This is a genomic window from Trinickia sp. LjRoot230 (assembly GCF_964253315.1).
Classification (GTDB): domain Bacteria; phylum Pseudomonadota; class Gammaproteobacteria; order Burkholderiales; family Burkholderiaceae; genus Trinickia.
The window spans coordinates 572,379-584,782 of the sequence record NZ_CAXUQX020000001.1; the positions used below are offsets into that span (position 1 = coordinate 572,379).

General features: G+C 61.6%; 11 protein-coding genes. 8 read left to right on the forward strand and 3 right to left on the reverse strand.

Features of this window, described 5'->3' with window-relative positions; translation table 11 throughout:
• Positions 1-9 precede the first annotated feature (9 nt).
• The 4 genes from ACSQ20_RS02760 to lpxC all read left to right on the forward strand — a co-directional run bounded on the left by ACSQ20_RS02760 (position 10) and on the right by lpxC (position 4,990).
• Entirely contained in the window at positions 10-771 is a 762-nt protein-coding gene (locus ACSQ20_RS02760) for a cell division protein FtsQ/DivIB (RefSeq protein ID WP_436017218.1), read from the forward strand.
• A gap of 40 nt (positions 772-811) precedes the next feature.
• Complete coding sequence (ftsA, locus tag ACSQ20_RS02765; protein ID WP_436017220.1) at positions 812-2,044, forward strand: cell division protein FtsA; 1,233 nt, start codon at positions 812-814, stop codon at positions 2,042-2,044.
• A 105-nt stretch (positions 2,045-2,149) separates the two neighbouring features.
• Positions 2,150-3,355, forward strand: coding sequence for a cell division protein FtsZ (gene ftsZ / locus ACSQ20_RS02770; RefSeq protein ID WP_436017222.1), 1,206 nt, complete (start codon positions 2,150-2,152; stop codon positions 3,353-3,355).
• Positions 3,356-4,072: 717 nt separating this feature from the next.
• On the forward strand, positions 4,073-4,990 hold the full coding sequence (gene lpxC / locus ACSQ20_RS02775; protein WP_436017224.1) for a UDP-3-O-acyl-N-acetylglucosamine deacetylase: 918 nt from the start codon (positions 4,073-4,075) through the stop codon (positions 4,988-4,990).
• Positions 4,991-5,040: 50 nt separating this feature from the next.
• Here lpxC and ACSQ20_RS02780 read toward each other — a convergent pair whose 3' ends face one another.
• Positions 5,041-5,532, reverse strand: coding sequence for a DciA family protein (locus ACSQ20_RS02780; protein WP_436017226.1), 492 nt, complete (start codon positions 5,530-5,532; stop codon positions 5,041-5,043).
• Positions 5,533-5,788: 256 nt separating this feature from the next.
• On the opposite strand from ACSQ20_RS02780, the gene secA reads away from it, so the two are divergent.
• The 4 genes from secA (at position 5,789) to ACSQ20_RS02800 (ending at position 11,262) form a co-directional block, all read left to right on the forward strand.
• Entirely contained in the window at positions 5,789-8,596 is a 2,808-nt protein-coding gene (gene secA / locus ACSQ20_RS02785) for a preprotein translocase subunit SecA (protein ID WP_436017228.1), read from the forward strand.
• 112 nt (positions 8,597-8,708) lie between these two features.
• The gene (argJ, locus tag ACSQ20_RS02790) at positions 8,709-9,938 is read left to right on the forward strand and encodes a bifunctional glutamate N-acetyltransferase/amino-acid acetyltransferase ArgJ (RefSeq protein ID WP_436017230.1); all 1,230 of its coding nucleotides are present in this window, start codon (positions 8,709-8,711) and stop codon (positions 9,936-9,938) included.
• Positions 9,939-9,952: 14 nt separating this feature from the next.
• The gene (locus ACSQ20_RS02795) at positions 9,953-10,819 is read left to right on the forward strand and encodes an ATP-binding protein (RefSeq protein ID WP_436017232.1); all 867 of its coding nucleotides are present in this window, start codon (positions 9,953-9,955) and stop codon (positions 10,817-10,819) included.
• On the forward strand, positions 10,816-11,262 hold the full coding sequence (locus ACSQ20_RS02800) for an NUDIX domain-containing protein (protein ID WP_436017234.1): 447 nt from the start codon (positions 10,816-10,818) through the stop codon (positions 11,260-11,262). Before ACSQ20_RS02795 ends, ACSQ20_RS02800 begins: the two co-directional genes overlap by 4 nt.
• 57 nt (positions 11,263-11,319) lie before the next feature.
• Here ACSQ20_RS02800 and yacG read toward each other — a convergent pair whose 3' ends face one another.
• Positions 11,320-11,529, reverse strand: coding sequence for a DNA gyrase inhibitor YacG (gene yacG, locus ACSQ20_RS02805; protein WP_436022877.1), 210 nt, complete (start codon positions 11,527-11,529; stop codon positions 11,320-11,322).
• Between the two features lie 74 nt (positions 11,530-11,603).
• Positions 11,604-12,359, reverse strand: a complete 756-nt coding sequence (gene zapD, locus ACSQ20_RS02810) for a cell division protein ZapD (protein ID WP_436017236.1) — start codon at positions 12,357-12,359, stop codon at positions 11,604-11,606.
• Positions 12,360-12,404: the final 45 nt, after the last annotated feature.

Consider the following 12,404-nt stretch of genomic DNA (forward strand, 5'->3'; position numbering starts at 1 on the left):
AACCGGATCATGTGGAACAACGTTCGCCAGCTCAACCTCGCCGCCAACGCGCTCTTCGCGCTGGTGTTGGCGGCGCTCGTCGCGGCTGGCGGCGTCTGGCTGATGCAACGGCCGTCGTTCGCGTTGTCGGCAGTGCGCATCGACGGAGATACCGAGCACATCAATACGCCGACGGTGCGCGCGAGTGTCGTGGGCCGCTTGCGCGGGAACTACTTCACGGTCGATCTCGATGCCGCGCGTCAGGCGTTCGAGCAAATGCCGTGGGTGCGGCGCGCGAGTGTACGGCGCGTGTGGCCCAATGCGCTCGCCGTGACGCTCGAAGAGTACAAGCCGCTCGGGACCTGGGGCAACGACCAGCTCGTCAGTGTCGAAGGCGAACTCTTTACGGCCAATCAAGGCGAACTCGATCAGGATTTGCCGTCGTTCGACGGCCCGCCGGGTACCGCGAAAGAGGTCGTCGCGCGCTATTTCGATTTCAAGAAATGGCTGGCACCACTCGGCGCGGTGCCGGACGACGTAACTTTATCGCCGCGTTATGCGTGGACCGTGAAACTGTCGAACGGTACGCAGATCGAATACGGTCGTGAGCGCAATGCATCGACGCTCGCGGAGCGGACACAACGGCTTGCGGCGGCATGGAAAGCGGTCACGGCGCGCTGGGGCAACGAGATCGAATACGCGGACTTGCGTTATCCGAATGGCTTCGCGATCCGCGCAGCGGGGATGCGGTTCATCGACGACGGCAGCGGTAAGAGCAAGGCAAAGAAATAACGTATGCAATACGACCAGACATCACACGCACGAGCACGCTATGAGTAAAGACTATAAGGATCTGCTGGTTGCCCTCGACATTGGCACGGCCAAGGTCGTGGCGATCGTCGCCGAGTTGAGGGGCGAAGGCCATTACGAGGTCATCGGGCTCGGACAAAGCGAATCGAAGGGGCTGAAAAAGGGCGTCGTGGTGAACATCGAGGCAACGGTGCAGTCTATTCAGCGCGCGCTCGAAGAAGCGGAACTGATGGCCGATTGCAAGATCACTAACGTGTTCACGGGCATCGCCGGCAGCCATATCCGCAGCTTCAATTCGAGCGGGATGGTGGCGATCAAGGATAAGGAGGTGACGCAGGCGGACGTGGCGCGCGTCATCGAGACCGCGAAGGCGATCAACATCCCGACCGACCAGCAGGTGCTGCACATCCTCACGCAGGAATTCATCATCGACGGGCAGGAGGATGTGCGCGAGCCGATCGGCATGAGCGGCATCCGGCTCGAAGTGAAGGTGCACATTGTGACGGGCGCCGTTTCGGCCGCGCAAAACATCGTGAAGTGCGTGCGCCGGTGCGGGCTCGAGGTCAATGACCTGATCTTGCAGCCGCTCGCGTCGTCGCTTGCGGTGCTGACCGAGGACGAAAAGGAACTCGGCGTCGTGCTCGTCGATATCGGCGGCGGCACGACCGATATCGCGATTTTCAGCGAAGGCGCGATTCGCCACACCGCTGTCATTCCGATTGCGGGCGATCAAATCACGAGCGATATCGCGATGGCGCTGCGCACGCCGACGCCGGACGCCGAGGACATCAAGGTCAGTTATGGCATTGCCAAGCAGGCGTTGGCGGATCCGGACGAGATGATCGAAGTGCCGGGGCTCGGTGAACGCGGGCCGCGCACGCTGTCGCGACAAGCGCTGGCCGCGGTGGTCGAGCCACGTGTCGAGGAACTCTTTTCGCTCGTGCATCAAGTGGTGCGCGAATCGGGCTACGAGGAACTCTTGAGCTCGGGCATCGTGCTGACGGGCGGTGCATCGATGATGCCGGGCATGGTCGAGCTCGGCGAAGACATTTTTTTGAAGCCGGTGCGCATCGGTGCGCCGGAGTATGCGGGCGGCTTGGCCGACGTCGTGCGCAATCCGCGCTACTCGACGGCAATGGGGCTGCTGGTGGAAGGCTCGTCTCAACGGATGCGCGGGCGCAAGGTCGCCGTGCAGGCTGGCTCGATGGGGCAAGTGTTTTCACGCATGAAAGACTGGTTTTTGGGCAATTTTTGAAGCTTCTAATTCGCGCGAGTGCCGACGGCTTGCGCGCGACGGGGGTTGCCCGACCCCTGCCGAATAACGGCGGAAGAGCAGGATCTTTTTCTTGACGGAGGCAATATGGAATTCCAGATGCTGGAAACGGAAACCAACGGCACCATCATCAAGGTGGTTGGCGTAGGTGGTGCTGGCGGCAACGCCGTTCAGCACATGATCAACAAGGGCGTACAGGGCGTCGATTTCGTCGTCATGAACACGGACGCACAGGCGCTGTCGCGCTCGCGCGCCTCGCATGTCATTCAGCTCGGCAGCACGGGGCTGGGCGCCGGTGCCAAGCCGGACATGGGGCGCGCTGCGGCGGAAGAAGCGCGCGAGCGCGTCGCCGACGCACTGCGCGGCGCGCATATGGTGTTCATCACCGCGGGCATGGGTGGCGGCACCGGCACGGGCGCAGCACCGGTCGTCGCGCAGATCGCGAAAGAGATGGGCATTCTGACCGTCGGCGTCGTGAGCAAGCCGTTCGAATTCGAAGGCGGCAAGCGCATGCGCGTGGCAGAGGCTGGTTCGCAGCAACTGGAGGATCACGTCGACTCGCTGATCGTCGTCCTGAACGACAAGCTGTTCGAGGTGATGGGCGATGACGCCGAGATGGACAAGTGCTTCCAGTGCGCGGACGACGTTCTCAACAACGCGGTTGCCGGCATCGCCGAAATCATCAACGTGGATGGCCTCGTCAACGTCGACTTCGAAGATGTGAAGACGGTCATGGGCGAACAGGGCAAGGCGATGATGGGCACGGCGACGGTTGCCGGCGTCGATCGTGCGCGGCTCGCGGCCGAACAAGCCGTGGCTAGCCCGTTGCTCGAAGGCGTCGATCTGTCGGGTGCGCGCGGTGTGCTCGTGAACATCACGTCGAGCCGTTCGCTGCGTTTGTCGGAAACGCGCGAGGTGATGAACACCATCAAGAGCTATGCGGCGGAAGACGCAACGGTGATTTTTGGGGCGGTCTACGACGACGCAATGGGCGATGCACTGCGCGTCACCGTGGTGGCAACGGGTCTCGGACGCACGGCGGCCAGCGCGGCGAAGAAGCAGCAAGCCGCGCCGATGACGCTATTGCGCACGGGCACCGACAACCAGCCCGTGAACGTGGCGCCGTCCAGTTATGCCGCGTCGCATGCATCCTCGGGCGATTACGGCGCGTTCGACACACCGGCGGTGTGGCGCAATTCGCGGGAAACGGCGGCTTCTCATGTGCAGGCGCTGCAGGAAAAGGGCGTCGATACATACGACATCCCGGCGTTTTTGCGCAAGCAAGCTGACTGAATATGCGACGCCGAGCGCGTCGCATGTTGATCGACGCGATGAAGCGCGCGTAGAAGGGGTGAGCATGTTGAACGACAACAGCGCAAGGCGGCCGCGTCCTGTCGGACGTTCGGCCGGCGCGGTGGTGCGCGGTGCATCGGCCAGACGTGTCGACCTCGCGTCGACGCGTACCCGACCGGCAGCGGCAGTACGCGGTCGCAATGCCCGGCGCACGCGGATAGCCGAGACGCTCTGCGACCGACGTGCATGGCAGCGAGCGGCCAGATGAAATATGCCGGGCGCGTCGTGCGCTGAGCGTATTTTTTGAGCGAAACCGTGCATTGCGGGCCAGATGCGCGGGTAGCGTGGCCGAGCGCGGCAGGGTTGTCGCGAAGCCGGAAGAACGGCTCGCGGAGGGTTTTTTGCGCGCTGCTCCCGGTGTCGCTCGATAGCGCGGAACCGGACACGATACTTGCTTGCGTTGTATGACGACAACGCGCGACAATGCTGCGCGCGTGGTTTATGTGACCGTTCGTAAAGGCGGCAAACGGCGCGCGAATGGCTGCCAACGCGGATAGCGGGCGGTCTAGCATTGCAGGCACGGGCTAAGCGGACGCACCGCGGTAATGACCCGAAACAGACTGAAACGTAGGCTGCCCAGACAGCCAAGGCCGGATGAGATATAATTCGTCCTATGAGAGATCAATTTCGATTGAGAACAGCAATCGACAAACCACCATGCTGAAGCAACGCACAATCAAATCGATCGTCAAGACAGTCGGCATTGGCCTGCATTCCGGGCACAAGGTCGAATTGACGCTGCGTCCTGCTGCCGCGAATACCGGCATTGTGTTTTCGCGCATCGATTTGCCGAACCCTGTGGATATTCCGGCGTCGGCCATGTCGATCGGAGACACGCGCCTCGCGTCGGTGCTGCAAAAAGACGGTGCGCGCGTTTCCACCGTCGAGCATTTGATGTCGGCGTGCGCCGGTCTTGGCATCGACAATCTTTATGTCGACGTGACCGCGGAAGAAATTCCGATTATGGACGGCAGCGCCGCGTCGTTCGTTTTCCTGATGCAGTCGGCAGGCATCGAGGAACAGAACGCGGCAAAGAAGTTTATTAAGGTCACCCGGCCAGTCGAAGTACGCGACGGTGATAAATTCGCGCGACTCGATCCTTATTTTGGGTTTCAACTCCAATTTACGATCGATTTTCGCCATCCGGCCGTCGATAAAACGGGCCAAGCGCTTTCGGTCGATTTCGCCACTACGTCATATGTGCGCGAAATTGCGCGTGCCCGCACCTTCGGTTTCGCCCATGAAGTCGAAACGATGCGCGAGCTGGGTCTCGCGCGCGGCGGCAGCATGGATAACGCAATCGTGCTCGACGAGTACCGCATTCTCAATAACGACGGCCTGCGTTACGACGACGAATTTGTGAAGCACAAGATGCTCGATGCGATTGGCGACCTGTATGTAATCGGCCATCCGCTGCTTGCGTCCTATACCGCGCATAAGTCGGGGCACGGCCTCAACAACGCTTTGTTGCGCGAGTTGCTTGCGCACGAGGAAGCCTACGAGGTCGTCACGTTCGACGACGTGCGGCAAGCACCGCGCGGTTTCGGCTACGAGGCGCAAACGGCGTTTGCCTGATCGGGCAGCGCAGCAACGAGCATCAAAAAATTGAGCGGCTTTCGAGCCGCTCAATTTTTTTTGTCGTCTGGGTTCGGCTTGCGATGACGCGCGGCCATCCGTGCGAGCGCTGCTTGTAGCGGGGAAGCCGGCAGTGTCTCGCTGAGCGCTGCAAGCGCTACGGTCGCGGCTGGGGTCATGCGCGCCTCTTTGGTTTTGGGCGGCTGCGCTGCGGGACGCGGCCGCACTTTGACTGCGAGCGCGTGTACGTTCCAGCCTCGCTGCTGCAAGTCAGCGAGCAAACGCGGTTCCAAGTGGCGCAGCCGCGCCGCCAGCGCGCTGTGCGCGGCAAACAGCGTCAGCGCGCCATCTTTGATGAAGCCGGGCTCGACGCTCGCCGCGAGATAGTCGGGCAGCAACGCGCCGAGATCGCGCTGTAGCGCTGCAGTCTGCTCGACGCCCGCCCGCAGCGCGGCAAACGCGTCGGTACGGCCGAGCACCTCGGCGACCGGTTGCGGCCGAGGCGGGCGCACAGGCTTGGTATAGGGCGAGAAGCGGCTCATCTGTCTCGGTTCGGACGGCACGCGAGTGTGCGTACCAATTTGATCGCCATTGTACCCGCGGCCCGCGCCGCCCGCACTTGTGCCAGCGCGGCGGACGACACGGTGGATCAAGGCTCGCGTGCTAAAATGCGCGATTCGAAATTCACCATGGAATAAGCCGCCGGGGCACCCCGATTCGGCATGCCTGCGGGAGCGCCCGCGGGCCGCACTGAAGTGCGAAGCCGAGCCGACGACGCCGCGACGCAAACCCGACCCGATGACCACCGGTTTTCTCCAAAAGATCTTTGGCAGCCGCAATCAGCGTCTGATCAAGCAGTATCAAAAGACCGTCGCGGTAATCAATTCGCTCGAACCGCAAATCGAGCAGCTGACCGACGACCAACTGCGCGCCAAAACGGAGGAGTTCCGCCAGCGCGTATTGAGCGGCGAGTCGCTCGATAAGCTGCTGCCCGAAGCATTCGCGGTCTGTCGCGAGGCCAGCCGCCGCGTGCTGAAGATGCGGCATTTCGACGTGCAGTTGATCGGCGGCATGGTGCTTCATTACGGCAAGATCGCCGAAATGCGCACCGGCGAGGGCAAGACGCTCGTCGCCACGTTGGCGGCGTATCTGAACGCGTTATCGGGCCGCGGCGTGCACGTCGTGACGGTGAACGACTACCTCGCCCAGCGCGATGCCGAATGGATGGGCCGGCTCTATAACTTCCTCGGCCTTTCGGTCGGCGTGAATCTCTCGCAAATGGATCACGCCGCGAAGCAAGAAGCGTATGCGGCCGATATCACGTACGGCACGAACAACGAATTCGGGTTCGACTACCTGCGCGACAACATGGTCTACGAGACCACCGCACGTGTGCAACGCTCGCTGAATTTCGCGATCGTCGACGAGGTCGACTCCATTCTGATCGACGAAGCGCGCACGCCGCTGATCATCTCGGGCCAAGCCGAAGATCACACCGAGCTTTATGTGCGCATGAATGCACTGCCGCCGCTGCTCGAGCGCCAAATCGGCGAGGAGCGTGCCGATGGCACTGGCGTCGAAAAGCCGGGCGACTACACGCTCGACGAAAAAGCGCGCCAGGTGTTCCTGACCGAGTCCGGACACGAAAAGGCCGAGCGGATGCTGGCCGAATGGGGTTTGATCGGCGAGGGCGAGAGCCTTTACGCACCTCAGAACATCACGCTGATGCACCACGTGTATGCGGCGCTGCGGGCGCATACCCTCTTTTTCCGCGATCAGCATTACGTCGTGCAAAGCGGCGAAGTCATCATCGTCGATGAATTCACGGGCCGGCTGATGCCGGGTCGCCGCTGGTCGGACGGTTTGCACCAGGCCGTGGAAGCCAAGGAGCATGTGAAGATCCAAAGCGAGAACCAGACGCTCGCCTCAATCACGTTCCAAAACTATTTCCGCATGTACGTGAAGCTGTCCGGCATGACGGGTACGGCTGATACGGAAGCGTACGAATTCAACGAGATCTACGGGCTCGAGACGGTCGTCATTCCGACGAATCGGCCACCGAAGCGGATCGATCGGCAAGACCAGATCTACAAGACGGCGCGCGAGCGCTACGACGCCGTGATTCGCGACATCGGCGAATGTTACGAGCGTGGGCAACCGGTGCTGGTCGGCACGACTTCGATCGAAAATTCGGAACTGCTCTCGAATTTGCTGACGAAGGCCGGCTTGCCGCACGAGGTGCTCAATGCCAAGCAGCACGAGCGCGAAGCCGCGATCGTTGCCGAGGCGGGGCGTCCGAAGCGCGTGACGATCGCGACGAACATGGCCGGCCGCGGCACTGACATCGTGCTCGGCGGCAACGCGGAAAAGCAGGCTGCACTGCTCGAAGCGGACGAGGCGATCTCGCCCGAAGAAAAGGCCAGCCGGATTCAAGCGCTGCACGACGAATGGCAGGCGCTGCATGATCAAGTCAAGGCTGCGGGCGGCTTGCACATCATTGGCACCGAACGCCATGAATCGCGCCGCATCGACAATCAGCTGCGCGGCCGCGCGGGCCGTCAGGGGGACCCGGGTTCGTCGCGTTTTTATCTGTCGCTCGAAGACCCGCTGCTGCGTATTTTTGCGGGTGACCGCGTGCGCTCGATCATGGAGCGGCTGCGCATGCCTGAGGGCGAAGCGATCGAAGCAGGCATTGTCACCCGCTCGATCGAATCGGCGCAGCGCAAGGTGGAAGCGCGCAACTTCGATATTCGCAAGCAATTGCTCGAATACGACGATGTCTCCAACGATCAGCGCAAGGTCATCTATCAGCAACGCAATGAATTGCTCGAGGCGAACGACATCACCGAGACGATTACCGCGATGCGCCATGCGGTGATTACAGACGTCGTTCATCAGTTCGTCCCGCCGGGCAGCATTGAGGAGCAATGGCAAGCCCCTGAGCTCGAGGAAGTGTTGCGCAATGACTGGCAACTCGATCTGGCCATTCAGGAGATGATCAACGAATCGGGCTCGCTCGACGCCGACGACATCCTCGATGCTGTCGTTACGGCGGCGGACGAAAGCTACGAATCGAAGGTGGCGCTCGTCGGCCGTGAGTCGTTCAGCGCGTTCGAGCGCTCGATCATGCTGCAAACGCTGGATCGCTGCTGGCGCGAACATCTGGCCGCACTCGATCATCTGCGCCAGGGCATCCATCTGCGCGGCTACGCGCAGAAAAATCCGAAGCAGGAATACAAGCGCGAGGCGTTTGAACTCTTCGAAGCATTGCTCAACATCATCAAGACCGAAGTGACGCGCATCGTCATGAATGTGCGCATCCAGTCGCCCGAGCAACTCGAGGAAGCGGCCGAGCAGTATGAAGAGCAAGGCGGCCATCTAGAGAACGTCGAATTTCGCCACGCCGAATTTGCCGAAGCGGCGGCCGCGCCGGCGTCGCTCGCGGCAGCCGATGCCACAGCGGAAATGATCGATCATGCGATGAGCCATGCGGCGCCCGCTCCGCAGGCGGCAGCCGCGGGCGGCGTGCCCAAGGTGGGCCGCAACGATCCTTGCCCTTGCGGCAGCGGCAAGAAGTACAAGCAATGCCACGGCCGGCTCGCATGACGTTCGCGTGATGTCGACGCGCGATGCACGGCGCGAGTGGTGCATCCGTCGGCGCGTAAGGGGCAACCCGTCGCGCTGCCGGTCTTTCACGTCTCCGATAGGTCCTTAGACGATGGCTGTCAATTTTCCTTCGATCGAACCCGAGCAACTCCATCCTGTCCCGGGCGTGACGCTCGGCTGGGCCGAAGCGAACATTCGCAAGCCGAACCGCAAGGATGTCCTCGTCATTGCAATCGACGAAGGGGCGAGCGTGTCCGGCGTCTTCACGTCGAACCGGTTTTGCGCCGCCCCGGTAACCGTCTGCCGCGAGCATCTTGCGCTCGGCAAGTCGATTCGAGCGCTCGTCGTCAATACCGGTAACGCGAACGCGGGTACCGGCGAGTCCGGTTTGGCGCACACGCGCGAGACATGCGCCGAACTGGCCCGACTGGCCGGTATCGCGCCCGAACAAGTGCTGCCTTTTTCGACCGGAGTGATTCTCGAGCCGCTGCCCATCGAGCGACTCAAAGCCGGCCTGCCTGCTGCGCTTTCAAATGTGCGCGCGGCGCATTGGTACGAGGCCGCGCAGACCATCATGACCACGGACACGTTGCCGAAAGCGGCGTCGCGCCAGGTCAGCATCGAGGGCCATACGGTCACGCTGACCGGTATCAGCAAAGGTGCCGGCATGATCAAACCGAACATGGCGACGATGCTCGGCTTTTTGGCGTTCGACGCTGCCGTGACGCAACCGGTCCTCGATGCGCTCGTCAAAGACGTCGCCGATCGTTCGTTCAATTGCATCACCGTTGACGGGGATACCTCGACGAACGATTCGTTCATGTTGATCGCGACCGGCAAGTCAGCCTTGCCGCCGATCACGTCGACCGAGGTGCCCGCTTATGCCGCGCTGCGTCAGGCCGTTACCGAAGTGGCGCAAACGCTCGCGCAGTTGATCGTGCGCGATGGTGAAGGCGCGACGAAGTTTATGACGGTGCGCGTCGAAGGCGGCACTAGCGTGCCCGAGTGCCGACAGATTGCCTACTCGATCGGCCATTCGCCGCTCGTCAAAACCGCGTTCTATGCGTCGGACCCAAATCTCGGGCGCATTCTCGCTGCGATCGGCTATGCGGGTGTCGCCGATCTCGACGTCGCCAAGATCGACCTGTATCTCGACGATGTGCTGGTGGCGAAGGCGGGTGGGCGCTATGCGGGTTACCGCGAGCAAGACGGCCAGCGCGTGATGAAGCAAAGCGAAATCACGATCCGCGTCGTGTTGGGCCGCGGCAATGCCGAAGCCACCATCTGGACGTGTGACTTGTCGCACGAGTATGTGAGCATCAACGCCGATTACCGTTCGTGACATTGCCTGTTTCCATGGACATCGAACAATTTTTGAGACGCGCGGACACGCTGCTGGCGCGCATCGAGGCGATGCTGCCGCCGGCCGCGTCTGATATCGATTGGTCGTCCGCGGTAGCGTTTCGCTGGCGCAAGCGCCAAGGGCGCGGCTATTTGCAGCCCGTCACGGCGATTTCGTCGATCTCGCTCGACGATTTGCAGAACATCGATCGTCAAAAAGCGCTTATCGAGCAGAACACGCGCCAGTTCGTGAACAAGCTGCCCGCCAACAACGTGCTGCTGACGGGCGCGCGCGGCACGGGCAAGTCATCGCTGATCAAGGCGTGCTTGAACGCCTATGCTGACGCTGGCCTGCGTCTGATCGAAGTCGACAAGGACGATTTGCACGACCTCGGCGACATCACGGATCTCATCGCCACGCGCAGCGAACGCTTCATTATTTTTTGCGACGACTTGTCGTTCGAGGAGGGCGAGTCCGGCTATAAAGCGCTGAAAGTCGCGCTCGACGGCTCGGTTTCCGCGCAATCCGACAACGTGCTCATTTATGCGACATCGAACCGGCGCCATCTGCTGCCCGAATACATGAGCGACAACGAGACGTACAAACACATGCCGGACGGGGAAATCCATCCGGGTGAAGTCGTCGAGGAGAAGATTTCGCTATCCGAACGGTTCGGGCTTTGGGTGAGCTTTTACCCGTTCAAGCAGGACGATTACCTTAGTATCGTCGGCCATTGGTTGCGCCACTTCGGCTGCGGTGACGCGCAAGTCGACGCTGCACGCGGCGACGCACTGGTCTGGGCGCTGGAGCGCGGTTCGCGCTCGGGCCGGGTGGCCTGGCAATTCGCGCGCGACTGGTCGGGCAAGCGGGCGCAGCCATGACAGAGCACAGTACTTCGCTGCCGGCGGCGCCGGGCGCGTCCCCTAACCGGCCGGTAACCGAAGTGGCCGTTGGCGTATTGGTGCAGCCCGATGGCCGCTATTTGCTCGCGCAGCGTCCTGCGGGCAAGCCGTACGAGGGATATTGGGAGTTCCCGGGCGGAAAGCTCGAGCCAGGCGAGACCGTTCAGGCGGCGCTTGCGCGCGAGCTTCACGAGGAACTCGGTATCGAGGTGAACGCCTGCCACCTTTGGCACACGCTCGAACACGATTATCCGCACGCATACGTGCGCCTTTACTTCTGCAAGGTCACAGGGTGGACCGGCGAGCCTCACGGCCGTGAAGGCCAGGCATTCAGTTGGCAGCGCTTGCCCGTTCAGGTAGAGCCGTTGCTGCCCGCAGCCATTCCTGTCCTCGAACTGCTCGGCGCAGACGGCGCCGCTTGAATCGAGCGGGCACTTGGCCGGCCGCTTGGTGCTCGGTGAGCTCGGTGGTTCAGTGATTCAGTGGTTCAGATCGCCGCCCAAAGGATTGCCGCTCAAAGGATCGTCGTCGTCGGACGGTGCGTTCCCGCCGCCTATCCGGTATTTTTCGTTGGCCCAGGCGCCAAGATCGATCTGCTTGCAGCGCTCCGAGCAGAACGGGCGAAAACGGTTTTCGGGGGCCCAGCGGACGTCCTTTCCGCATGTCGGGCATTTGACAATAGAGACCATACGTTCGGGAAAATTATCTTGCCGCGTCACGGTTCGCTAACTGCTGATTAGTGCCGGGCGCTTGCTGGAGGTTTCTAAAGGCTACAAAGCGTCAACTGAAACGGTACATCGACATCGACCGAGCGGGGGCGCATATCGCCATCCTGGACAGTGAAGCGCACCCACAGCATGTATTTGTTCGCGCTGGCTTCCGGGATGACCCGTAATTCCGGGGTGATGCGGACTTGCATCAATTGGTAGGTTCGGCCCGACAGCATTTGCTGATAACTGCCTTGCATCGCCATTACTTTCGACGCTTGCCCCGACTCGCGGGCAAGCCGCAGCACGATGGCAGCGGCGTCGCGCAGCGGCAACAGCGGCGTGACCCATTTGGCGATATCGTGCCGGCGCTGATCGGGATGTGTTTGTTGCCATGCGTAATAGGACGGCAGATCGAACTTGCAGGTGCCGCCGGGGATGATTGCCCGACTGCGGATGCTGGCAAGCCATTCGTTGTCTGTCAGATGCTGGCCCGTCTTGCCCTGCATCTGTGCAAGGCCGTTGAGCGTCTGCTCGATTTCGCCGAGCACCGTTTCGAGCGCGTGTTGTTCGATCCCCGGATTGCCGCGAAAGGACGCCAGGGTCTGACGCTGGCGCTCGAGCTCCTTCATCAGGTCGGACTTCAAATCTGCTCGGCCCGTGACTTCGGCGATCTCGAACAACGTCGTCAGTGCGACGTGGTGCTCCCTCGCGTCGTCTTGGTTAAGGAAGAACGTGAAGCGCTCGAACAGGTCTTCGAGACGCAGCAGTGTGCGAATTCGCTCGTTGAACGGATACTCGTAAAGAATCAAGCGCGCTCGCCTCTGGCGTCATGGATGATGGTTTGCAGCACATTC